At 61.2% G+C, this 24,320-nt stretch carries 22 protein-coding genes; 12 read left to right on the top strand and 10 right to left on the bottom strand.

Features of this window, described 5'->3' with window-relative positions:
- Nucleotides 1–40: 40 nt before the first annotated feature.
- The 7 genes from OHL16_RS16910 to OHL16_RS16880 form a co-directional block, all read right to left on the bottom strand.
- Entirely contained in the window at nt 41–559 is a 519-nt protein-coding gene (locus OHL16_RS16910) for a cell division protein FtsL (protein ID WP_263368358.1), read from the bottom strand.
- Between the two features lie 203 nt (nt 560–762).
- Nucleotides 763–1,656: a 16S rRNA (cytosine(1402)-N(4))-methyltransferase RsmH gene (gene rsmH / locus OHL16_RS16905; RefSeq protein WP_263368357.1), complete on the bottom strand. Its 894-nt coding sequence runs from the start codon at nt 1,654–1,656 to the stop codon at nt 763–765.
- A gap of 49 nt (nt 1,657–1,705) precedes the next feature.
- On the bottom strand, nt 1,706–2,170 hold the full coding sequence (locus tag OHL16_RS16900; protein ID WP_263368356.1) for a division/cell wall cluster transcriptional repressor MraZ: 465 nt from the start codon (nt 2,168–2,170) through the stop codon (nt 1,706–1,708).
- Nucleotides 2,171–2,490: 320 nt separating this feature from the next.
- Nucleotides 2,491–2,982 carry a DUF2127 domain-containing protein gene (locus tag OHL16_RS16895; protein ID WP_263368355.1) on the bottom strand — a complete coding sequence of 164 codons (492 nt, stop codon included), beginning with the start codon at nt 2,980–2,982 and terminating at the stop codon, nt 2,491–2,493.
- Between the two features lie 285 nt (nt 2,983–3,267).
- Nucleotides 3,268–5,157 carry a 1-deoxy-D-xylulose-5-phosphate synthase gene (gene dxs / locus OHL16_RS16890; RefSeq protein ID WP_263368354.1) on the bottom strand — a complete coding sequence of 630 codons (1,890 nt, stop codon included), beginning with the start codon at nt 5,155–5,157 and terminating at the stop codon, nt 3,268–3,270.
- Between the two features lie 164 nt (nt 5,158–5,321).
- Entirely contained in the window at nt 5,322–6,479 is a 1,158-nt protein-coding gene (locus OHL16_RS16885; RefSeq protein ID WP_263368353.1) for an alginate lyase family protein, read from the bottom strand.
- A 62-nt stretch (nt 6,480–6,541) separates the two neighbouring features.
- A complete protein-coding gene (locus tag OHL16_RS16880) occupies nt 6,542–7,957 on the bottom strand; it encodes a dicarboxylate/amino acid:cation symporter (protein ID WP_317891082.1) in 1,416 nt (471 codons plus the stop codon).
- Between the two features lie 251 nt (nt 7,958–8,208).
- On the opposite strand from OHL16_RS16880, the gene OHL16_RS16875 reads away from it, so the two are divergent.
- Together OHL16_RS16875 and OHL16_RS16870 are read left to right on the top strand one after the other, a co-directional pair.
- Nucleotides 8,209–8,751, top strand: a complete 543-nt coding sequence (locus OHL16_RS16875; RefSeq protein WP_263368351.1) for a YybH family protein — start codon at nt 8,209–8,211, stop codon at nt 8,749–8,751.
- 69 nt (nt 8,752–8,820) lie between these two features.
- Nucleotides 8,821–11,214, top strand: coding sequence for a PAS domain S-box protein (locus OHL16_RS16870; RefSeq protein ID WP_263368350.1), 2,394 nt, complete (start codon nt 8,821–8,823; stop codon nt 11,212–11,214).
- A gap of 14 nt (nt 11,215–11,228) precedes the next feature.
- On the opposite strand, the gene acs is transcribed toward OHL16_RS16870, so the two are convergent.
- On the bottom strand, nt 11,229–13,193 hold the full coding sequence (gene acs / locus OHL16_RS16865) for an acetate--CoA ligase (RefSeq protein WP_263368511.1): 1,965 nt from the start codon (nt 13,191–13,193) through the stop codon (nt 11,229–11,231).
- A gap of 125 nt (nt 13,194–13,318) precedes the next feature.
- Here acs and OHL16_RS16860 point away from each other — a divergent pair, with 125 nt between their 5' ends.
- On the top strand, nt 13,319–13,522 hold the full coding sequence (locus tag OHL16_RS16860; protein WP_263368349.1) for a hypothetical protein: 204 nt from the start codon (nt 13,319–13,321) through the stop codon (nt 13,520–13,522).
- 15 nt (nt 13,523–13,537) lie between these two features.
- Here the strand turns inward: OHL16_RS16860 and OHL16_RS16855 are convergent, their stop codons facing one another.
- The gene (locus OHL16_RS16855) at nt 13,538–14,110 is read right to left on the bottom strand and encodes a DUF421 domain-containing protein (protein WP_263368348.1); all 573 of its coding nucleotides are present in this window, start codon (nt 14,108–14,110) and stop codon (nt 13,538–13,540) included.
- 85 nt (nt 14,111–14,195) lie between these two features.
- A complete protein-coding gene (gene galE / locus OHL16_RS16850; RefSeq protein WP_263368347.1) occupies nt 14,196–15,164 on the bottom strand; it encodes a UDP-glucose 4-epimerase GalE in 969 nt (322 codons plus the stop codon).
- Between the two features lie 370 nt (nt 15,165–15,534).
- Here galE and OHL16_RS16845 point away from each other — a divergent pair, with 370 nt between their 5' ends.
- From OHL16_RS16845 to OHL16_RS16805, 9 genes are all read left to right on the top strand, one after another.
- On the top strand, nt 15,535–16,629 hold the full coding sequence (locus OHL16_RS16845) for an energy transducer TonB (RefSeq protein WP_263368346.1): 1,095 nt from the start codon (nt 15,535–15,537) through the stop codon (nt 16,627–16,629).
- A 109-nt stretch (nt 16,630–16,738) separates the two neighbouring features.
- Complete coding sequence (locus tag OHL16_RS16840; protein ID WP_263368345.1) at nt 16,739–18,664, top strand: hypothetical protein; 1,926 nt, start codon at nt 16,739–16,741, stop codon at nt 18,662–18,664.
- 112 nt (nt 18,665–18,776) lie between these two features.
- Nucleotides 18,777–19,316 carry a porin family protein gene (locus OHL16_RS16835; RefSeq protein ID WP_263368344.1) on the top strand — a complete coding sequence of 180 codons (540 nt, stop codon included), beginning with the start codon at nt 18,777–18,779 and terminating at the stop codon, nt 19,314–19,316.
- A gap of 106 nt (nt 19,317–19,422) precedes the next feature.
- Nucleotides 19,423–19,971: a porin family protein gene (locus OHL16_RS16830; RefSeq protein ID WP_263368343.1), complete on the top strand. Its 549-nt coding sequence runs from the start codon at nt 19,423–19,425 to the stop codon at nt 19,969–19,971.
- A gap of 109 nt (nt 19,972–20,080) precedes the next feature.
- Nucleotides 20,081–21,265, top strand: coding sequence for a bifunctional diaminohydroxyphosphoribosylaminopyrimidine deaminase/5-amino-6-(5-phosphoribosylamino)uracil reductase RibD (gene ribD / locus OHL16_RS16825; protein ID WP_263368342.1), 1,185 nt, complete (start codon nt 20,081–20,083; stop codon nt 21,263–21,265).
- Entirely contained in the window at nt 21,262–21,984 is a 723-nt protein-coding gene (locus OHL16_RS16820) for a riboflavin synthase (RefSeq protein WP_317891081.1), read from the top strand. Before ribD ends, OHL16_RS16820 begins: the two co-directional genes overlap by 4 nt.
- 24 nt (nt 21,985–22,008) lie before the next feature.
- Nucleotides 22,009–22,599, top strand: coding sequence for a DJ-1/PfpI family protein (locus OHL16_RS16815; protein ID WP_263368341.1), 591 nt, complete (start codon nt 22,009–22,011; stop codon nt 22,597–22,599).
- A 91-nt stretch (nt 22,600–22,690) separates the two neighbouring features.
- A complete protein-coding gene (locus OHL16_RS16810; RefSeq protein ID WP_263368340.1) occupies nt 22,691–23,440 on the top strand; it encodes an SDR family NAD(P)-dependent oxidoreductase in 750 nt (249 codons plus the stop codon).
- Nucleotides 23,441–23,519: 79 nt separating this feature from the next.
- Nucleotides 23,520–24,269, top strand: coding sequence for an SDR family NAD(P)-dependent oxidoreductase (locus OHL16_RS16805; RefSeq protein WP_263368339.1), 750 nt, complete (start codon nt 23,520–23,522; stop codon nt 24,267–24,269).
- Nucleotides 24,270–24,320: the final 51 nt, after the last annotated feature.

Below are 24,320 nucleotides of genomic sequence, written 5' to 3'. Positions count from 1 at the left end.
GAGTCGCGAATCAAATCCAATCTCCATGCTAAACGCTGTCCTACTGTGCCACCAGCGCCGGAGCCTTCGCCTGCGCCCATACGGCAGTATTCGTGAGGCTGCCATCCGGCCGCACGACCTGGCCCGGCTTAGGAGCATCGAGGCCAAGCTGCTTCGCAATCTTGTCGATCCGCTCCGGATCCGTGAGCTGCGCCTCCGTCAGCCGAAGCTGCCGGTTCTCCTCGCGCAACTGCTCCACCTGCTGCTTTTGGGCCTCGACCTGGTAGCCGATTTCAATCGCCGAGAAGTGCTGCCACACGTACACCATCACCAGCAGAAACAGCAGGCTCATCACCGTTGCGAACTGCCGCATCTCGCGCCGCCGCTCCGGATCGTCCGCCTTCACCAGCCGCGTGTTGTCGATGTGTTTTGCGAAGAAGACCTCGGGCGTCGGCCCGCGACGCGCGCGACGCTGCGCCTCAAACAGATTGCGATTCCGCTCCGTCACCGACTCCGCACGGCTGCGCGGCTGCCGCGCCATCATCTCTATCTGTTGTCCCGCCATCGCTGTCGTCGCCATCGCACACCTCTCAATTCTTCTCTGCTGCCAGGGCCCTGTTCTTGTTCTCTGCCACTCTCCTCTACGTGCGAACCGGGCCGGGATCGCTATGGGAGGAAGGGACTTTTTGTTACTGGTTGTCTTTCGCCTGAAAGAACGGTGGGACAACCCCGGCCCGATTACCTGTTCTCGCCTGCGCACCGCGCGAAGCGAAATTCGTACCTCTAAACCTTCTGGGCCGCCCGCATCTTTGCGCTTCTCGACCGCGGGTTCCGCCTCTCTTCTTCTTCGCCGGCCACAACCGGCTTCTTCGTCAAAACCTCAAACACCTTGTTCCGGCCAGCCTCACGGAACGCATCCTTTACTAGCCGGTCCTCCAGCGAGTGGAAGCTGATAAACACCAGCCTTCCTCCTGGCTTCAGCAGAGATGGCGCGCTCGCAAGCAGCGTCCTGATCTCTCCCAGCTCATCGTTCACATAAATTCGGAGCGCCTGAAAGGTCCGTGTCGCTGGATGAATCTTGTCGCCTTTCATTGCTGGGGCCGCGGCCGATACGACTCTTGCCAATTCCGCTGTCGTCGTAATCGGCCGGGCCCTCACAATGGCTCTGGCGATTCTCCGCGACCTCCTTTCCTCTCCGAATTCGTAAATCAGGTTGGCGAGATCGTTTTCGTCCACCTGATTTACCACTTGCTCGGCCGTCAGCTCGCTGCGCGAGTCCATTCGCATGTCCAGCGGCCCCTCCGACCGAAAACTGAATCCTCTGTGCGCCTCGTCCAGATGCAAGCTACTCACGCCAAAGTCGGCGAGCAGACCATCCAGACTCCCGGGCTTCACCACACTGGCAGCCTCCGAGAACGCCTTCGGCACAAACTCAACCTCCGGCATCTCCTCCCCAAGCTCGGCACGAACCTCCTCGAGCCGCGCCTTGGCTAGCTCCATGGCCTGCGGGTCGCGATCAAAGCAGATCAGCCTGCCCTTCGCGCCCAGCCTCCTCGCAATCTCCGAGGAGTGCCCCGCCAGGCCGACCGTGGCGTCAACATAAACGCCGCCGGGCCGCACATTCAGATACTCCAAAACTTCATCTAAAAGAACCGGCACATGCTGCGGTCTATTCATCGCTTCCGCCCTCTGTGCTGCCCCTGGGGGCCAACATCCACTTCCTCTGCTACAAATCCGTCGGCTGCGTCTTCTCTGCAAAGGCAGCGTTTTCGCTCTCCGTCAGCGCAATCACCCCGGTCTCACCTCTCAGCTCGGCCTCGAAGCTCTCCTCGTTCACCAACTCCAGGTGGTCCTGCGCTCCCAGCACACACACAACTCCGGCTGCCTTCACCGCATCCCGCAACCTCTGCGGAATCAGCAGTCTGCCCTGGGCATCCATCTCTCCTGGCTGCCCGTAATAATTCGTTACATCCAGAAACCGTTTCCGGATCGGGTCGGTCGTCGCCAGCTTCTGGATCGACTTCTCGATTCCCTCCCAGGTCTTCATCGGGAAGAGTTTGGCCCGCTTCCCGTCAAAGCTGGTAATAAAAAACTTCGTTCCAAACGACTCATCCAACTCGTGCTTGAAGTCAGCCGGCATCTTCAGCCTGCCCTTCTCGTCCATCCGAGTTGGATAGTTGCCGCGAAACATAACAACCTCGATACCTGTCCTGCGGTCTTGGCCTTGGAATCGTCAGCAGGGGCTAAAATCAGTCCAAGGGTTGCCGATCAGTCCCCTTTAGTCCCATTTAGACCACTTGACTCCCCTATCCTGACCTGAGCAGTTCCCCCTGTAAAGCGGAAATTTGCAGAATTTGCCCTGTTTCCCACAACGAAATGTGGAAAACTCAGCCAATTGTGCGGATCAACGCCGATACCCCTACATATCGTGTTTGCACCTGTGGTTCATGGCAGGCTGGGCACTTGTCAGAGCTGAATTGACTCTGATAGGCGAAATAAAGGCGAAAATAGCTAGGCCGTACGCTCTTCCTCAAGCCTCTTCCGCCGCAGCAGCCACACCAGATAGGCCAGAACAGCCAGATTGATCAGAAGCAGGCTCAAGCGAAACCAACTTGGGCGCCGAGCCAGCTCATACAGTTCCCACGGCAGGAACGAAATTGTGAGGAACAGCGTCAGATATTCGGCCCACACCTTTTCGAGTAGCAGGCCTACCCCCTCGGTCAACGCCAGCGCCGAATACGCAAAGGTAGCCAGACTGATCTGCCTCAGACGGTGTGCGTCGATCAGGTCGACCTTATCCAGCAGCACCGTCACGAACCGACTCTCAGGATCGAACTTCAGCGCGGTGGCCAGCCGCAACACCTCATCGCCCAGGTCCTTGTGCAACAGGTGAAGTGCTCCGATGCCGATGCCGAAGAACAGAATCGCCTTGCCCAGCTTGAAAAGTCCGATTGCAAGCAGCCCGCGGTCATGGTGGGACGGGTGGCTCTCAGCCGCCTGCACAGCGCTCTCCTGAACGGGAAGGAGACTTTCGTTTCTCGATTCGTCCTGCATCAGCATCTGACTTCCAGTTGACGGTTCCCCTGCCCAATTGTCAACGCCCCGTCCGCGTCATCCCTTCCTTTATGTGATCAGCGAAACCCCGCAGCTCCCTTCCTTCCACGCATTCAGGTTCTGCCCTCTCTCTGTCGGAGTTTTTACCCCTGCACAAATTCCACAGCAAAAAGCAAAGATGGGCTGCCGCGGCAGCCCACCTTTCTTGCCCGGTTTTCTTCCTCTATCTCGAACCTATCGCGCCACCAGCCTCGAATCCAGAATCTCATTGAGATGCAGCCTGGCCTTCTTCAGCGCAGCCTCCGCCGTCAGACCATACTTCTGACGCAGTGCTTCCACCTTGCCGTGCTCGATAAACTCGTCTGGCCAGCCAATACGAACCACAGGCACATTCAACCCCAGTTCGTTCGCTGTCTCCAGCACCGCCGACCCGAACCCTCCCGCCAGAACATGGTCCTCCATCGTGATCAGCAGGCCGCATCGGCGGCCATAAAGATTCACGCACTCGCGGTCCACAGGCTTAGCGAATCTCGGATTCACTACTGCCACGCGGAATCCCTCATGCTCCAGCATCCTGGCCAGCCGCACTGCCTCAGGCAGCATCGCACCCAGCCCAAAGATCGCAACATCGGCGCCATCCTGAATCACCTCGGCTTTGCCGATCTCAAGCGCCACTGGCTGCTCCTTCACCGCAACCCCGGGCCCTGTGCCGCGCGGATACCGTATCGCCGATGGTCCATCATGCAGCATCGCCGTATACATCATGTCCTGCAGTTCGTCCTCATCCTTTGGGACCATGTGGATCAGGTTCGGAACACTCCTCAGGTAGCTGATATCGAACAGCCCATGGTGCGTCGGACCATCATCGCCGCTCAGGCTGCCGCGATCCATGCAGAACACCACAGGCAGGTTCTGCAGGCACACATCGTGGACCACCGGATCGAACGCCCGCTGCAGAAACGTCGAGTAGATCGCGCAGAATGGCTTGTATCCCTTGGTCGCCATGCCCGCTGCAAAGATCACCGCATGCTCCTCGGCGATCCCCACGTCGAAGTAGCGCTTTGGATGGTGCGGCCGGAACAGATCGAGAGCTGTCCCGTTGGGCATCGCCGCCGTAATCGCAACCACCTTGTCGTTCATCGTGGCCAGCTTCGTCAGACTCTCGGCAAAGATCTCCGAGTACGTCTTCTGCCCCGCAGGCTTCGTCTCGCCCGACTCCGGATCGTACGGGCCGAGCCCATGAAACTTCTTCTGCTTCTCAACCGCCGGCTGAAACCCGCGCCCCTTCTGCGTGATCGCGTGCAGCACGACCGGCTTATTCTGCTGCTTCAGAAACTTGAACGTCTCAATCAGCAGCGGCAGGTTGTGCCCGTCGATCGGCCCGTAGTAGCTGAGTCCGAACTCCTCAAACAGCATGCCCGGCCCAATCAGGCCCTTCGCGGCCTCCTCTGCCTTACGCGCTACGTGACGCGCCGCCTTGCCGCCGAACCTCTCGATCAGCCCTGCAGCCTTGTCATGCAAGTTGCTGAACGTATCGTTCGCCACAATCTTGTGGAAGTACTCTGCGATCGCGCCGACGTTCTTATCGATCGACCACGCATTGTCGTTCAGCACGATGATCATCCGCCGCGTCTGCGCAGCGATGTTGTTCAACGCCTCAAACGAGATCCCATTCGTAAACGCCGCATCTCCAGCCAGCGCAACGATGTGTTCTTTGCCCCCGGCAAGATCGCGCGCCACGGCCATTCCCAGAGCTGCGCTCAACGCCGTTCCAGCATGCCCCGCTCCGTAGCTGTCGTGCTCGCTCTCGGTGCGAAGCATAAAGCCATTCAACCCACCCGGCTGGCGAATGGTGTGGAACAGCTTTTCGCGCCCCGTCAGCAGCTTATGCACGTACGCCTGATGGCTCACGTCGAAGACGAAGCTGTCCTTCGGGGTGTCGAAGACATAGTGCATCGCCAGCGTCAGTTCAACGACGCCGAGGTTCGGCCCGATGTGTCCGCCCGTCTTCGCAACTCCAACAATCAGCCGCTCGCGAATCTCCTCAGCAAGCTGCCCCAACTCCGCCACCGACAGTCTCTTCACATCCGCCGGGGAGTTGATCGTTTCAAGAATTGTGCTCATCCAAATACCTGTTTCTGCAGCAGTTACGCGCTTCGCCAATTGGCGCTGCCGCCGCAGTCATCGCTAGCTCCAACCAGTCTTGTGTCTGACTCTCAAGTATACCAAGCACACTATCTCTCGGGCCGTTAGACGCTCCTCCGCCCCGCAGGGTCACATTCCCTTCGCTAGTCCCGGCTCATCCACAATAACGGCTGCCGAATCGGGTAGTTCCTGACAATCTCTGTATCCTTCGGATCGGGATCCAGCCGCGTCCACAACGTCAGATACTCCTGCCTGTCGCACGCCAATCCGCAGAACAAAAGACTCGGCGACCGCACCGGAAGCGCATCGAAGTGTTCTACGTCCTTTGTATACGCCCATTTGCCCTTGTCTTTGAGATAGGGATAAAGAAATGCCGCCCCCTTGCAGATTCCCCGCCCATCGCTCAGCGAAAAACGGAACAGATCATCGCCCCGTCTGCTCAACGACTGACATAGTCCGGCCATCACATCCAGATTGAAGATCGAGTAGCTATAGGGCTTCGTTCGCTTCAACTCAAGCGGAAAGCCTCCATCCTGCCCCATCTGATTCGGCAACAGAACGCGCTTGTAGCGCTCCCGCAGATCGTCCCTTGTGTCTTCTGCGCCGATCAACTTTGCGAACTCCGCCACCTGCAGCGCCCAGCATGTTCCATGGTTGTTCGCAGCATCGCGCTCCGCCATTCCTTTCTTGCTCGTCATCAGCCACTGGAGGTAATCGCGGAACCAACCCTTCAATGCCGACTCATCCTCCGGTGAAAGAAACGCTCCACGCATTATGCTGGCCGCGCGCGCCACCTCTACCAGGTGCAGTGTGTCGATGATTCCCCACGATCTCCCCATGGCTCCACGCACCACTCCCTGCGCAAACTCAAGATTCGGGTTCATCCGTGTCGCAGGTGTGACGAACCAGGCCCGCAGATGTCCTGCGGCCTTCTCTCCATATCTCCGATTCCGCGTCAGCAGCCATGCTGCCGTCAGAGCAGGCATCTGCACGCTCAGTGCAATCATCGCCTTCCGGTGCCCGGTGAAATTATCAGGATTACTCTGCCCATCACGCTCGCGATATGGCCCACCCGGATTCTTCGGATCAGGCCAGAAGTAGTCCGCCTGCGAGAAGAAATCGTGCGAACCACCTGGCGATCGGTCCGACCGAAAAAACGTAAGCGTCTGTGGCTCTAGATTAACGTACTCTTCCGCCGCCTTCAGAATCCGTTCTCGATCGGTTCTTGCAACCAGATCGTAGCCGCTTCCAGCCACCGAACTCTCATGCGCACCGAACGCAACCTGCCCCGCAACGGCCATCGCTCCAGCACAAAATCCACGCCTGCTCAAACGCCCCATGCCTCTCAGCTCTTCCCGCATCCCTACTCAGCCATCCCCTCGAGCACAACCGGTGAAGCCGGCTCCGTGCCAAACTCCCCCTCCCACTTCGCCACGACCGCGCTCGCCAGGCAGTTCCCCACAACATTTGCCGCCGTACGTCCCATGTCCATCACGGCATCGATCCCCAGGATCACGAAGAGCGGCTCACTCGGCAACCGCAGCGAGGAAGCCGTCGCCATCAGCACCACCAGCGTCGCTCGCGGAACCCCGCTCACTCCCTTGCTTGCCAGCATCAGGATCAGCACGGTCATGATCTGCTCGCCCAGCCTTAGGTGCATGCCCGCAGCCTGCGCCGTAAAGATCGCACCCATCGTCAGATACACAGACGAGCCATCCATGTTGAAGCTGTACCCCGCCGGCACCACGAAGGCAACGATCTTCCGTGGAACCCCGAAGGCCTCCATCGCCTCCATCGCACGCGGTAAAGCCGCTTCACTCGCGCTCGTCGCGAAGGCAATCGAAGCAGGCTCAGCGACAGCCTTCGCAAATCCTGCGACCGGTATCCGGAACAGCAGCATCACAGGAACCAGCACACCCACCGCCAACGCAATCAGCGCGCCGTAGTAGGTCAGCACCAGTTTGCCCAGATTCACCAGCACGCCGGCTCCGCTCTGCCCCACGGTATACGCCAGCGCGGCGCCTACCGCCAGCGGGGCAAGGTACATCACGATGTTCGTGAACTTGAACATCACCTCGCTCAGACTCTCCGCCAACCTCAGCATCGGAGCGCCCCTCTCGCCCAACATCGCCAGCGCAATCCCGAACAGCACTGCAAACACGGACACCTGCAGAATCTGGCCCTCCACCAGCGACTTCGTCAGGTTCTCCGGAAACACATGCAGCACAAAATCCTGCCACCGCATCGTGGACGCAGGTACCTCGAGCTTGGAAGCAGGGGCAGCACTCCCTGATCCAGCCTCCGAGGTCGCCGCTGCGGACGCGACGTTCAATCCCACACCAGCCTTCGTCACATTGATCGCCACCAGCCCGATCACAAGCGCCAGCGTCGTCACCACCTCGAAGTACACCAGGCTCTTCCACGCCATGCGCCCGACGCTCTTCAGATTGCCGTGCCCGGCGATCCCGGAGATCAGCGTCCCCAGAATCAGCGGTCCCACGATCGTCTTGATCAGCCGTAGGAAGACGTCGCTGATCACGCGCAGCTGCACCGCCACATGCGGCGCATCCAGCCCCACTTCTACGCCTGCCACCATTGCAACGAAGATCCAGGGCATCAAGGAACGCCGGCTCGCCGCAAACAGCATCAGAGCTGCGACACCCAGCCACCGCAGCGTCAACGCGACACCATGCAGCCCTGCACCATTCGCAAGCCCCATCGCGGCTCCCGCTGCCGCCAATCCCACTCCTGCCAGCAGAAGCCCCCGCTGCAAACTCATTTTTTTCATTCCGCGCAGCATATCAGCACCGCTGGACAACCCTCACCTCCCCGGACTGCGCGCTGTTCCATCCATCCCATTCTGTGGCATCATTCTCTGCATAAACCTCCGGTGGAACGCCACCGTCTAAAAGAAGGAAGCCTATTTTGATGGAACCTATCTCCCCACAATCATTCTCTGTATTTGTCATACTTTAGCCGAGGCTCCCAATGGTCACCCACAATCGAAAGCCCCTTTTCCTGGCGCCTGGCATGCTCTGCGCCCTCGCGATTTCCCTTTCTGCGCAAACCGTCCCCGGAGCTACCAGCGCCTCATCGCTCGACACTCTTGCACAGGCGCCACCCGTCGCGATCAGCCCGCTCACACAACCCACTCTTTCGCCCGGCGTCATCCTGCTCATGGAGCTTGAGGGCCGCTTTGCCAAAGACGTAGCCGCCAGCGGAGGCAAGGCCTTCTCCAGTTGGTTCGCGGACGATGCCGTTACGCTCAACAATGGCCGCCCTGCCGTCCTCGGACGCGCCGCCATCGCCGCTCAGGCCCAGTGGGACCCGAACGTCTACCAACTCACCTGGACACCGCAGGGTGCGCAGATGGGGCCCTCCAACGACATGGGCTTCACCTGGGGCCACTACGAGGGCCACTCCAGGGACAAGAACGGACAACCCGTCACCATCACCGGGCGTTACTTCACTGTCTGGAAAAAGTTGCCTGACGGAACATGGAAAGTCGCTCTCGACGCCAGCGCCGAAGAGCCTCCTTCAGCGGGCGAATGCTGTGTAGTTCCAAAGCCTTAGCCATATCGCTACACCAAAAGTAGCAGTGCAGAATCTTGCATGCATCCCTACCATTAAAAAGCGGAAAAAATGAATGCTCTCCTGGTCAAAGACGAAGCCCTCCGGAATGAAGCCCTGGCCCAGTACGAGGTACTGAACACTGGGCAGGATCCGGTTCTGGACGACATCGCCCGCCTGGCCGCTCAGCTCTGCGGAGCACCCATCGCGCTGATTGTTCTCGTCGGAACGGACCGTCTCTGGCTCAAGTCCCACATCGGGATAAACTCCACTGAGCTCTCCCTTGGCACACTGCCCTGCGAGACCACCATTCTCGGCGACACTGTCTACGAGGTCGCCGATGCCCGCCTCAATCCCGACTTCGCCCCCGACGGCATCTTCCTCGACAAGCGCCCGTACCGCTTCTACGCCGCCGCGCCGCTCTCTACGCCGGCTGGTGTCAACATCGGCACCATCGCAGTCATCGATCAGCCGTCGCGCCGCCTCACGTCCGCGCAATCCTCCGCGCTCAGTATCCTCGCGCGCCAGGTCATCACGCGCCTTGAACTCAACGGACGCATCCGCCAGATGGACCGCGCCGCCCGCGCCCGCCAGCGCGTCGAGTCCGCCCTCACGGTTGAGCGCAACTTCGTCTCCGCCGTGCTCGACACGGTCGGCGCGCTCGTCGCCGTCTTCGACACTGCCGGCCGCATCGTCCGCTTCAACCGCGCCTGCGAGACTGCCTCCGGCTACGACTTCGCCACGCTCGTCGGCCGCTACACCTGGGACCGCCTCATCCCCCGCCATGAGATCCCCGAGGCCATCGAGACCTTCGAGAAACTCCGCTCCGGAGCCTTCCCCGCTACCTTCGAAAACCAGTGGCTCAACCGTGACGGCAGTCTCCGCCGCATCGCCTGGTCCGCCACTGCGCTGCGCGACTCCCAGGGGCAGGTAGCCTTCATCATCGCCACCGGCATCGACGTCACCAGCCAGCGCGTCGCAGAATCTACCCTGCGCGAGAGCGAAGCCCGCTACCGCCAGCTCGTCGAGGGCTCGCTCGGCTTGGTCTGCACGCATGACCTCAAAGGAAACATCCTCACCCTCAACGCGCACGGTGCCGAGACCATAGGCCGCTCCGTCGACGACGTTGTCGGCCACTCGCTCGCCGAGTTCATCGCCCCCGAGCGCCGGGGCAAGCTCCCCGATTACTACAAGAAGATCAGCGAGACCGGCGAGGCCCAGGGTCTGCTTCACCTCCTGCACACCGATGGCGAGACCCGCGTCATCGCTTACCGCAACAAGCTCATCACCACGCCCGGCCGCACTCCCTACGTCCTCGGCTTCGGCGTCGATATCAGCGAGCAGGTCCGCGCAGAAGGCCGCCTCCGCTCGCTCACCCACCAGTCCGACTCCATCCTCGAGTCCGTCGGCGACGGCATCTACTGCATCGACCTCGAGGGCAAAGTCACCGTCGTCAACGCCGCCGCCGCGCAGATGCTCGGCTACAAGCCGCATGAGATGCTTGGCTGTGTCATGCACGACCTCATTCACAACAAGCGCGCAGACGGCTCAACATACCCATCGGAAGATTCACCCATCGGCAAGAGCCTCGCCACGCTATCCACCGTCCGCGCCTCCGACGAGGTCTTCTGGCGCAAGGATGGCACCAGCTTCCCTGTCGAGTACGTCGCGCGACCGCTCATCGACACCCACGGCCCCGGGGGCAGCAGCCGCGCAGTCGGCGTCGTCGTCGCATTCACCGACACCACCGAGCGCCGCGCACTCGACCGCATGAAGGACGAGTTCATCTCCACCGTCTCGCACGAGCTCCGTACGCCGCTGACCTCGCTCCGCGGCGCCCTCGGCCTGCTCTCCGGCAACGCCCTCACCGGCCGTCCAGAGAAGACCCAGCAGATGCTCGGCATCGCGATCAACAATACAGATCGCCTTGTCCACCTCGTCAACGACATCCTCGACCTCGAGCGCATCTCCAGCGGCAAGAGCGAGCTGCATCGCACCATGTCGAGCGCCGAAGACCTGCTCCGCCGCGCCGCCAGCCTGCAGCAGGCGCGCGGCTCGCGCCCTGTCACGCGCATCTTCTTCGCAGCTCATGGAGTCACGGTATGGGCCGACCCGGACCGCATCCTCCAGACGCTCAATAACCTAATCTCGAATGCGATCAAGTTCTCGCCCCCCGGCGGTGAGATCCACCTGACCGCCCGCAACCTCGACGAGAGCGAAGCCCTCATCGAAGTCCGCGACCAGGGACCCGGCATCCCCGCCGACAAGCTCGAACACATCTTCGACCGCTTCCAGCAGGGCGACGCCTCCGACTCCCGTGCCCTCGGAGGCACCGGCCTCGGCCTCGCCATCTGCCGCAGCATCATCACTCAGCACGGCGGGCGCATCTGGGCCACCAGCACCGAAGGCCAGGGCACGACCTTCCACTTCACTCTACCCACCAAGCCCACCACGAATCTGCGTTAGATTCTGCGAGGCACTTACTCGTCGTTCTCTCGCAGCTTCGCAATCACTGCAAAGTCCTCAAGCGTAGTCGTATCACCCTTCACCTCGCCCGTCGTCGCAAGCTCGCGCAGCAGACGCCGCATGATCTTCCCGCTCCGCGTCTTCGGCAGAGCATCGGTGAACCGCACATCATCCGGACGGGCCAGCGCGCCGATCTCCTTGGAGACCCACTGCCTTATCTCCTGCTTAAGTTCCTCGCTTACCTCGTGGCCATGCTCCAGCGTCACAAAAGCGCAGATCGCCTGCCCCTTCATCTCATCCGGCCTGCCTACAACCGCCGCCTCTGCCACCTTCGGATGCGCCACCAGCGCCGACTCCACCTCCATCGTGCCCAGCCTGTGCCCGCTCACGTTCAGTACATCGTCCACGCGGCCCATCAGCCAGTAGTAGCCGTCCTTATCGCGCCGCGCGCCGTCGCCGGTAAAGTAGCTTCCGGGAATCTCGCTCCAGTAAGCCGTCTCGTACCGCTCTTCGTCGCCATAGATCGTCCGCGCCATTGAGGGCCACGGCTTGCGGAAGACCAGTAATCCGCCTTGTCCATCCGGCACAGGTTCGCCCTCTCGCGTCACCACCTCGGCGACAATCCCAAAGAACGGCCGCGTCGCCGAACCCGGCTTCGTCGCCACGGCACCCGGCACCGGAGCGATCATGATCGCCCCAGTCTCCGTCTGCCAGTAGGTATCGACAATCGGACACCGCTCCCTGCCGATCTCGCGATGAAACCACATCCACGCCTCGGGATTGATCGGCTCGCCCACCGTTCCCAGCAGCCGCAGCGAAGCCAGCGAGTACTTCCGCACCCACTCCACTCCCCACTTCGTAAACGCCCGTATCGCCGTCGGAGCCGTATAGAACACCGTCACCTTATGCGAATCGATGATCTTCCAGAACCGGTCGCACTCCGGCCAGTTCGGCGCGCCCTCGTACATCAGAACGGTCGCGCCATTCTGCAGAGGCCCGTACACCACGTAGCTGTGCCCGGTCACCCACCCGACGTCTGCCGTGCACCAGTAGACATCGTCCTCCTGCAGATCGAAGACATACTTGCTCGTGAGATACGTCTGCACCGCATAGCCGCCCGTCGTATGCACCAGGCCCTTCGGCTTGCCCGTCGTCCCTGACGTGTACAGCAGATACAGGGGGTCCTCCGCATCCATCCACTCCGGAGCGCACTCCGGGGCGGCCTTGGCCATCTCCTCGTGCCACCACACATCGCGGCCAGCCGTCATCTGAACCGTCTTCGCGTCGCGCTGGTACACCACGACATGCTTCACCGAAGGACACTTCACCAGCGCCTCATCCACAGTCGCCTTCAGCTTGATCTCCCCGCCCCTGCGGTAGCTCACACTCTGCGTCAGCACTGCCACGCACTGAGAGTCATTCACGCGGTCCACAATCGCATGCGAGGCAAACCCGCCGAAGATCACCGAATGCATCGCGCCGATCCGCGCACACGCCAGCATCGCAATCGCCAGCTCCGGCGACATCCCCATATAGATCGCGACGCGATCGCCCTTCTTAATCCCCAATCCCTTCAGCACATTCGCGAACCGCTGCACCTGCTCATGCAGCTCGCCATAGGTCAGCTTGCGAATCTCGCCCGGCTCACCCTCCCACAGCAGAGCCACCTTGTCCTTCCGCGCCCCCTTCGCGTGTCTGTCAACGCAGTTGTACGAGAGGTTCAGCTTGCCACCAACGAACCACTTCGCCCCCAGCCCCGAACCGTCTCTTCCCGGCTCCAACACCCGCGTCCATCTCTCGAACCACTCCAGCTCCCTCGCCGCCTCGGCCCAGAACTCCTCCGGCTGCTCCACACTGCGCCGGTACATCGCCTCATACTCCGCCAAACTCTTCACATGGGCCCTTGCTGCAAACGCTGCAGGCGGCCCAAACGTCCTGTTCTCCCGCAGACTCGAATCCAGATTCTGGCCCTCAACCATCGCCTTCACGCACTACCCTCCGAACTTTTTTCAACTTCAAAACGGTACGCTACGGCTCGCCCACCTGCAACAATGTACGATCAACGAACCGCTGCTCTGTCCAACAACGTAAACTTGTGACATCAATGAGCATTTTCTTGTCAACAGCCATCGGCCTCTTCTTCGGCTTCGCCTTCGGCGTAGGCTGCGCCTTGGCCGTCATGTACTCCATCTACATGGGAGGCTACCGCGCAGCCATCCGCGACTCCCGCCTCCCCACTCCACCCGACCGCTACCGCCAGACTCTCGACAAAATCAGCCGGCACGAGCTCAAGACCCAGCCGAAATAGGCACAATAGGCGCCCTCATCGCGTAGCCAACTCCTCCTTCAACCTACGCACCTCCTCCGTCAAGGCCCTGACCTCCTCCAGAATCTCTGTGCGCTCCCTCTCTCCGTGGTCCGGCTGAATCGCCTCCACGTAGAAATTCCCGCTCGGCTCAAGCACACATTTCTTCACGTCGGAGTAGTCCCCCAGCCCCTGCTTATGCAGCACAGTCATCAGCTCCAGCTCAGTCAGTGCCTCCTTCTTCATGGCCTCCCAGTCCACCACGCCGTTCCGGATCAGCACCGTCTCATCCCCTTCAATCGCACCTGTCAGCTTCGGAGCCCGGAACAGCGCGCGAGTCACCACCCAGTTCACCGTCAGCAGCGAAAACGCCCCGATGACTCCTCCTGTTACGGTGTTGTCGTCCCCGATTATCGCGTTCTGCACCGTATTTGACAGGCTCAGCAAGACCACCAGGTCGAACGGATTCAACTGCGCCAGCTCCCGCTTCCCAAACATCCGCAGAAACGCGACGAGGCACAGATACACGATGATCGGCCGAAGAATCTTCTCCAGCAGGGGCAGATGCAGATGAAACATGCTCTCGATCAAGGAAACTCCTTTGAACATCACCACTTCACATCACTTCACCACAACTTGCGGAGAGACGGTCTCCCACTTGTGAGGTCGATGAAATTCAGGCGTAACGCTGCTGATGCCACTTCCATGCGCTCGAAATAATCTTGTCCAGCTCGGCGAACTTCGGTTGCCATCCAAGCTCCGCCTTGATCTTCTCCGAGCTCGCCACGAGCACCGCAGGATCGCCCGGCCGGCGCCCCTCTTCGACTACCTGAATCGGCCGCCCGGTCACGCGCCGCACGGCGTCGATCACCTCCAGCACCGTAAAGCCCTGCCCGTTGCCGATGTTGTAGATCAACCGGCACTTCTCCCTGAGTGCCGCCAGCGCAAGCAGATGCGCCTCCGCCAGGTCCTGCACGTGGATGTAATCGCGAACGCAGCTCCCATCCTTCGTCGGATAATCCTTCCCGAAGACCTTGATGCTAGCCCGCCGCCCCAGCGCAACATCCAGAATCAACGGAATCAGGTGCGACTCGGGCTCATGCGCCTCGCCATACCCATCCATCGCACCTGCAACATTGAAGTACCTTAGGCTCGCGTATCGCAGTCCACGCGACTCGTTAAGCCAACGCAACATCTGCTCCACCAACAACTTGCTCTCGCCATACGGATTCGTCGGATCCAGCTTCGCATCTTCCAGGATCGGCGTCTTCTCCGGCTCCCCGTAGCAGGCCGCCGTCGAACTGAAGACCAGCCGGTCGTGCCCCGTCGCAAGCATCGACTCCAGCAGCGTCAGAGTGGCCGCGGTGTTGTTTCTAAAGTAGATCTCCGGGGCCTTCATGCTCTCGCCCGCCTCAATCAACGCGGCAAAGTGCATGACGCCATCAAACCGCCCCTCGCGCAGGGTCTTCTCCACCAGCGCGCGGTCAGCCAAGTCTCCCTCGACAAACTCCGCGGCCTTCGCCACCGCCATCCGCTTGCTGTGGCAGAGGTTGTCAAACACGGTCACCTGATGCCCCTGAGAAAGCAGCAACCTCGTTACCGTGCCCCCGATATAACCCGCTCCGCCCGTCACTAAAATCTTCATCCTCAAAATCCTCTCCTGATGTTTCTCTGAATACAACAAAAGTACCAGTGTCAAGCACATACGGTTACGGCAATATACTTGCTGTAAGTGAGAGTTCCGTTATCAGCAGAGCTCCGTCCAAGCAGTGCAGGTGGTACGGCTCCTGCTGCAACCTTTTTCACCGCTCCTGCCGTCTGTCTTGGTAGTGCTTGGGCGACAATGGGCTTAGCAAAACGTCAACAAAGAAAATAGCAATTGAGTCCGGCCCTCACAGTTCAATTATGTCCGACGGACCTTCAGGCAAGAGTCTGAAGCTCCTTTCCGAAATCCGACTGGTTACGGTTCTGCTGCCGGCTGGTCGCGTCGTTCCACTCTCTTGAAGGATTTTTCTATGGCAAAGCCGCTGCGCAGTGATGATCCAGCACCTCCAAGCATGCAGTTCACTCACTTCGGCGTCCTCAACGACGGCAACCAGAGCAAGGGTTCCTTATTCACCTCCGTCACGGTCAACATCGTGATCGCAGTCGTCGTCTGCATTCTCGGCGCCGCCGCGAAGAAAACCATGGACAAGAGGAACAAGCTCACGTCGCTCGTCGAGCCTATTCCCATCAAGAAGGTCGAGCCGGAACCAGTCCGTCCCAAGATCATTCCCAAGCCGCTCCCGACGCCTCCGGTCGTCAAGGTCGAGCCTCCGAAGATCAAGATGCCGGAGATCAAGCTTCCCGATCCTCCGAAGATCCAGGAGGTCAAGATGCAGCAGGCTCCGGTAGTGCTCCCTGCACCGCCCAAGCTGGTGCAACCGCCTCCGGCGCCTAAGGTCGTCAACCTCGCACAGGCGATGCCGGCCTCAGTGCCCAATAATTCGCCGCACCCATCCGCAGTCGCTCTTGGCCAGGCGAACAACCCCATCGCTCCTTCGAACCGTCCCGCTGCGAGCGCAATCAACCTCGGACAGAGGGGCCTTGCTGGAATGCCTGCCTCCAACACCGGCGCAGGTGCTCACGCCACCGCCGTCAACCTCGGCTCCGGCTCACCCGGCAGCCAGAACATGAACGGCCACGACAACGCAGCCAACGCCGTCAAGGGAGTCAAGCTCGGCGTCGCCGGCGGCACGGGCCCGCTCAATGCACCCGGACGCGTTGCTGGCCCGGTCAACCTCGGCCAGAACACGCCTCCCCCGATGCCCAAGCCCACCGCCCCGACGCAAACTGCCCGCTCGGCGCCCAAGGTTCTCTTCAAGCCCAAACCTGAGTACACCGCCGAGGCGCTCAAGCTGCACATCGAGGGCACCGTCTCAGTTCGCCTCCGCGTCTCCTCGTCGGGAGCCGTGCAGGTCCTCGGAGTCATCAGCGACCTCGGACACGGCCTCGGTGAGTCTGCCGTTCGTGCCGTGCAGGCCACTCGCTTCCAGCCCGCAACCGATGCCTCGGGTCAACCCGTCGACTGGGAAGGTGTCGTCAACGTTGCTTTCCAACTCGCTGGATGAGCAATTACGTTACCAATCAGGAGCAATCGGGTTGTCCGTTTGCTCCTGTTGAACTAGCATCAACTCCATCATCAAGGCGGCCGAAAGGCCGCCGCAGGAGCCGTAAATCATGACCTTCCGGAAACAGCCCAAAGCCGGTCTCGCATTGGCCGCCCTCGTTGCCGTAGTCTTCACTGCCCAGGCAGCCTTCGCCGTTCCGCTGCTCGGCAAGAAGAAGAAACAGGATGACGACATCCTTCCGGCGCGCAAGCTATCGGCGAGCCAGAACGCCCTCATCGACAAGGCTATTACGCGGGAGAAGGATGTCATCAAGACCGTCAGAGAGCGTGCTCCCCTCGTCGAGACCTACATCCAGAACATGAAGCCCGATCCGGTCCTCGGTCAGGCGCCAGAGTCCGACCAGCACTTCCTCGGCCGCGTCGAGTTTGCCAAGGTCATCGGCGGCAGCTCTTACGCGATCAACAAGTCCACCTCTAAGGGAACCAACAACGGTGGCAAGCTCGGCTTCTTTAAGAATTCCACCTCATTCCTCTCCAACCTCGGCGGCAGCCTGCACCTCAGCTTCAAAGAGGGCGGCTTCATCCAGATGCTGCTGATGGACTCCAAGGACTTCGACCGGCAGCACTATGCCTTCGGCTACGTCCGCAATGAGTTCATCGGGACCACGCCCACCGCCGTCTTCGACGTCACTCCCATCAACGGCAAGCGCACCGTCGGCCGCTTCTTCGGCCGCATCTGGGTTGAGACCCATAACGGCAACGTCGTCCGCTTCAACGGCGACTTCTCCGGTACCGAGAAGGACTACAGCGAGTACTACCACTTCGACAGCTGGCGCACCAACGTGCAGCCCGACCTCTGGCTGCCGACCTCCTTCTACGTAGAAGAGAGCGATCCCAAGAGCACCTCGCGCACCCTCAGGTTCAAGGCCATTAACCACATCTGGGGCTACGTCCTGAAGGTTCCCACAGCCGAGAGCGAGAACACCTCCATGGATGTCGTCGGGGCCACCGACGTCAGCAACGAAGCCTCCGACGTCGGCCCGCTAGGGGCCCAGCGCGCCTGGGTTGCGCAGGCTGAGGACAACGTCGTCGCCCGCCTCTTCCAGGCCGGTCTGCTTGATGCTCCCAGCGAGTTCGACAAGACCCTCGAGGCTCTCGCCGGCAACATTCTCGCCTATAACAACATCACCCTCTCTCGGCCCATTCGCTGCCGTACGCTGCTGACCGAGCCGCTTGAGTCGCTCGCCATCGGCAACACCATCGTCATCTCCAAGGGCCTGCTCGATACCACCGCCGTCATCAGCCAGGACGGCGCACAGCAGATGGGCAATCTCAACGCGATCCTCGCCTTCCAGATCGCCCACATCATCCTCGCCCACCGGCTCGACACCAAGTACGCCTTCAACGATCGCCTGCTCTTCCCCTCCTCCTCGGTATTCAACCGCATTCCCATGCACCACACCGATTCCGACAACGCCGCGGCAGCCAAGAAAGCCATGGAATTGCTCAGCGCCAAGGAACTCGACGCCGGGCAGCAGTACTTCGGCCTCTACCTCCAGCAGCTCCAGCAGCGTGTCAAGCCGCTCAAGGCCCTCAACGAGCCCATGATCGGCGACGGCCTCGTCAAGAGCGACAACGATCCTACCTTCTGGATGGCCGCCATCATGTCCAAGGCCCCCAAGCTCGACATGAAGGACCTCAAGCAGCAGGCGGCTATGCCACTGTCGAACTTCCTCCGTCACGACCCCTGGACCGATCAGGTCGTCGTCATGCACTCCCCGTTTGAGCCCATGTACAGCCCGGCCGATAAGATGCCCTTCGAGGTCACGCCGGTCTACCTGAAGCTGGGCTACTACAAGGCTCCGGTCGATGCCGCCGCTGCTCCGGCTGCGGCGCAGCCTGCAACCAACGCCGCCGCCGCGCCTGCTGGCAATGCGGCACAGCCCGCTGCTGACAACACAACAGCTCCTGCCACTCCGGCCGACGCACCTGCCGCTGCAGCTCCGGCTGCGCAAACCCCGGCTCCACAAAACTAACTGAATGGATGAGGGTACCGCCTGAAAGGGCGGTCCCTCATCGCTCAGGCGGAGAGGCCTGTACCTCTTCTCTGCATGCCTCACTTCATTTTTTGAAAAATCACCAGGGACGTTGAAGCTTCTCATCCAACTCGCGCGTCTCGTCGTCGTCCTGGGACTCGCAACCTGGTCTCGCGCGCAGGCGACCTCAGCAGCATCGCGGCTCGTGTCCATCAAGATCGGCGCCGGCTGGACGATTGCCAACCCCGACTACGGTCAGCGCAAGGTCCAGGGCCTCACGATCTACGGCAACCTCGACTTCACCCGCCACTGGGGCATAGAAGGCGATATCCATAGGGCCAGTATGGTTACGCCGACCGACATCGGAGTTGATTCTTACCTGCTCGGCCCGCGCTATGCCTTCCACTACGGCAGGTTCAGCCCTTACGCTAAAGTTCTTCTCGGCGTTGGACGATTCAAATACATATTCAGCAATGCGCCGACCGCGACCTACACCTACAAGATCTACTCCCTCGGCGGAGGCCTGGACTATCAGGCGACAAAGCACTTCAGCGTTCGAGCTTTCGACTTTGAATACCAGAAATGGCCCGGCTACAACTCTAATGGGCTCACTCCATTGGACTACACCTTTGGAGCAGCTTATGTATTCTAGTTCTACTGCTTCAGTGGCCAGGGAACACTCCCTCAGCCCCGTCAGCTTCGGGCCCCACAGAATACCCGCAGCTCCATCAGAACCACCTAAAAGGGGAAAGCGTTTGTTGAAACGGGTTCTTGGCTCTCTTCTCGTTCTGTTTGGCACGGCGTCCATCTCGCACGCCCAGGCAACGCCGACCGCCTCGCGACTTGCTGACCTCCAGGTTGGCGCCGGCTTTTCCAACGCCAATACTGACTATCTCCCCTACCGCGTAGACGGCTTCACCGTCTACACCGACTTCGACTTCACACGCCGCTTTGGAGTGGAAGGCGAGTTTCGTTTCCTCAAAGACGGCAAGACTAACCAGTACGAGAAGACCTACGAGATCGGAGGCCGCTACTACCATCCCCTCGGCCCTTCTCGTAAGTTCATCCCGTATGCAAAGCTCCTCTATGGGCGCGGCGTCTACAACTTCACCGACTACCGCACTGGCGTCGTCACTGCCAACCTCGCCTACAACATGTTTGCCGTGGGTGTAGGAGTCGACTACCGGGTGCGCCACAATGTTACTGCCCGGGCTGACTTCGAATATCAGAAGTGGCTCTCCGGCCGCAATCTCCCCAACGGACTTTCCCCGTCAGTCCTCACCCTCGGCGCCGCCTATCATTTCTAGGTGAATCGAAAATACGGGCCTTGTTCCCTCCACAACACTGTCCATCCTCCCCGGAGCGGAGGGGCCTGCTTTCTACTCCCCACCACAAAACAGCTATCCTCTCGATAGCATGTCTTCTCCCACGCAAGACGAGTTCTTCATGGGCCGGGCTCTCAATTTGGCCGAGCACACCGCAGCCTTGGCCTCGCCCAACCCACAGGTCGGCTGCCTCCTCGTCCACGCTCCTCCCGGCAGAGGCAAGCCCATGATCATCGGCGAAGGCGCCCACCTTTACGCCAACTACGACCACGCCGAGATCGTCGCCCTCAAGCAGGCCGCCTCACGCGGCTTCTCCACGCAAGGCGCCACGGCGTACGTCACGCTCGAACCCTGCAGCCACCACGGCCGCACCGGCCCCTGCGCTGACGCCCTCTTCACCGCCGGAATCTCCCGCTGCGTCGTCGCCACCACCGACCCCAACCCTCTCGTCAGCGGACGCGGCATCGCAAAGCTCCAGGCCGCCGGCATCGAAGTCACCGTAGGCGTCCTCCAGCAGCAGGCCCGCGACCTCAACGAGGCCTTCGCCCACTTCATCCGCACCCGCACCCCCTTCGTGACCCTCAAGGCCGCACTCTCCATCGACGGCAAGCTCGCTCCGCCACCCGCACACCGCTTCCCAAACCAACCCCACTGGCTTACTGGCCCCGCAGCGCGCCACGAGGTGCAGGTCCTCCGGCACTCCGCCGACGCCATCCTCACTGGCATCGGCACCGTGCTGGCCGACGACCCTGCCCTCACCGACCGCAGCAACATCCTCGGCCCCAACGGAGAACCCCGCCGCCGTAACCTCCTCCGCGTCGTCCTCGACTCGCACCTCCGCATCCCGCGCAACTCGCATCTCGTCCGCTCCGCCACCCGCACCGACAACGGCTCCGACGTTCTCGTCCTCACCAGCACCTCAGCCTCCAGCGCAAGGATCGCCGAGCTCACCCGCAAGGGCGTCGACGTCGAGACCATCCCCGACCACGCCGGACGCCTCAGCCTCCCCGCCGTCCTCGCCACCCTCGCCGAGCGAAACATCCTCAGCGTCCTGCTCGAAAGCGGCGCGCACCTCAACGGAGCCTTCCTCCGCCAGAACCTCGTCGACAAAGTCGTACTCTTCTACTCCGAGACCGAGCTCGGCGAACAAGCCATCCCCTTCGCCCACGGCATCCTCTCCCCCTATCACTTCGAGCAGTCCCTCCACCGCGTCACCCGCGTACTTGTAGCCCCCGACGCCCGCGTCACGGGCTACCTACGCGACCCCTGGGAGTGAATCAGTCCATTGCCGCCCTGTTCCCCGCGCCCCAACCCCTGTACCCTATTCCCATGTTCACCGGCCTCATCGAAACCACCGGAACCGTCCTCTGCGTCACCCCCAGCGCCGGAGTTACCCGCATCACCATCGCCGCGCCCAACCAGCTCGTCGGCCGCCTCGCGACCGGCGATAGCGTCGCCGTCAGCGGAGTCTGCCTCACCGCGCTCGACATCGAGCCGCACGCCTTTCCCCCACGCTTCTCCGCCGACCTCGCCGCCGAGACCATCGCCCGCACCACCCTCTCGCGCCTCCAGCCCGACACCGTCGTCAACCTCGAGCTTCCCACACCCGCCGGCTCTCCCCTCGGCGGCCACGTCGTCCAGGGACACGTCGACGGCACCGCCACCCTCGCCTCCCTCGAGCCCCTCGCCACCGGCAGCGGAGCCACCGACTACCGCCTCCGCCTCACCATCCCCGACTCCCTCACCCGCTACGTCGTCGAAAAGGGCTCCATCACCATTGAGGGCATCTCCCTCACCGTAGCATCCATCCAGGGCAACACCGTCGAGGTCGCCATCATCCCCCACACCTACGCCGAGACCAGCCTCCGCACCCTCGTCCCCGGCAGCCCGCTTAACATCGAGGTCGACGTCCTCGGCAAATACGCCGAGCGTCGCGAACAAGCCTCGGAAGCCTTCACCCTCACCGAGCAGTACCTCCTCGCCAACGGCTACTAGCCCCAGATTGACGAAAGGACTCTCATGAAGCCTGCCAAACTGCTAATGCTCGTCGGCGACTACGTCGAAGACTACGAGGTCATGGTTCCCTTTCAGGCCCTCCAGATGGTCGGCCATACTGTCCACGCTGTCTGCCCCGACAAGAAATCCGGTCAGTACGTCCGTACCGCCATTCACGACTTCGAGGGCGACCAGACCTACTCCGAAAAGCGCGGCCACAACTTCACCCTCAACGCCACCTTCGCCGACATCGAGCCCGCCGACTACGATGCCCTGGTCGTCCCCGGCGGCCGCGCCCCCGAATACCTCCGCCTCAACCCTCGCGTCATCGAGATCGTCCGCCACTTCGCCGAGGCCAACAAGCCCATCGCCGCTCTCTGCCACGGCGCGCAGATCCTTGCCGCCGCCCGCGTCATCTCTGGCAAGCGCGTCAACGCCTACCCCGCCTGCGCCCCTGAGGTAGAGCTCGCCGGAGCCACCTTCGTCCCCCTCGCCATGACCGACGCAATCGCCGACGGCAACCTCGTCACCGGCCCCGCCTGGCCCGCGCATCCCGCCTGGCTAGCCAAATTCCTCGAAGTCCTTCAGAATCACCTCGCAAAGCAGCCGGCTTAAATTCACACTCCCCTCACGAATCCTTTGCCCCTCTCGCTCATCAATTAGACGGTCATCGAAATATAGACCTGAAGATCCGGAGGAGAAACAAATGAGCAAACTTACGGGCAAAGTAGCCGTCGTCACAGGAGCCTCGAAAGGCATCGGAGCCGACATCGCAAAGGGCCTCGCGAAAGAGGGAGCCTCCGTCGTAGTCAACTATGCCTCCAGCAAAGAGGGCGCCGACAAAGTCGTAACTGAAATCACCAAAAGCGGCGGCAAGGCCATCGCCGTCCAGGGCGACGTCGCCAAGGCTGCCGACGTTCAGCGCATCTTCGCCGAGACCAAAAAGACCTTCGGAAAGCTCGACATCCTCGTCAACAACGCCGGCGTCTACGAGTTCGCCGCCATCGATGAGTTCACCGACGAGCAGTTCCACCGCATGTTCAACACCAACGTCCTCGGCCTTCTCTCCGCCACGCGCGAAGCCGTTAAGCTCTTCGACGGCAACGGAGGAAGCATCATCAACATCGGCTCAGCCGCCACCGAGCTCAACGTTCCCACCAGCTCCGTCTACACCGCCACCAAGGGCGCCGTCGATTCCATCACCGCTGTGCTCTCGAAAGAGCTTGGGCCGAAGAATATCCGTGTCAATTCCATCAACCCTGGCATGGTCGAGACCGAAGGCACCCACACCATGGGCATCGTCGGCACCGACTTCCAGAAGGGTTTCGAAGCGCAGACCCCGCTCGGACGCATCGCCCAACCCAGCGACATCACACCCCTCGCCGTCTTCCTCGCCTCTGCCGATTCTGGCTGGCTCACTGGCGAGACTCTCGTCGCCTCCGGCGGCCTCCGCTAATTCATAGCCGGTAGTATTCAACAAGAGGCGCAGCAAACACTGCGCCTCTTCTTCCTTGTCCCGCATTCAAGGAGCCACCATGAGCAAACTAGAAGGCAAAGTAGCCATCGTCACCGGAGCCTCAAAGGGAATAGGCGCAGCCACCGCCCGCGAGCTCGCCAAAGAAGGCGCAGCCGTCGTCGTCAACTACGCATCGAGCAGTACCGACGCCGACAAAGTCGTAGCCGAGATCATCCAGGCCGGAGGCAGAGCCATCGCCATTCAGGGCAACGTCGCCAAAGCCACCGACGCCGGACGTCTCATCGCCGAAACCAGAAAGACCTTCGGCAAACTTGACATCCTCGTCAACAACGCCGGTGTCTTCAAGTTCGCTCCCCTCGATCAGCTCACCGAAGAGGAGTTCCACCGCCAGTTCGACACCAACGTCCTCGGCCTCCTTCTCGTAACCCGCGAGGCCGCAAAACACTTCGGCGAACAGGGCGGAAGCATCATCAATATCGGCTCGACCGTCAGCTCCTACACGCCCGCCAACTCCTCCATCTACACCGCCACCAAAGCCGCCGTCGACGCCATCACCGGAGTCCTCTCCAAAGAGCTCGCCCCAAAAAAGATCCGCGTCAACGCCGTCAATCCCGGACTCACCGAGACCGAAGGCGCCACATCCCTCGGCCTCGTCGGCGGCGAATCCCAGAAGAAGCGCGAAGCCGAAACGCCCCTCGGCCGCATCGGGCGTCCCACCGACATCGCCCCCATCGTCGCCTTCTTCGCCTCCGAAGACTCCGCCTGGCTCACCGGCGAAATCGTCAACGCCTCCGGCGGCTTCCGCTAAACGCGCGAGCCGAGTAAATTCACTCAGCTGCCCCGAATCCTTTGACCTTCT

It is taken from the genome of Edaphobacter bradus (genome assembly GCF_025685645.1).
GTDB lineage: Bacteria > Acidobacteriota > Terriglobia > Terriglobales > Acidobacteriaceae > Edaphobacter > Edaphobacter bradus.
This window is presented reverse-complemented; position numbering and strand designations above follow the sequence as displayed.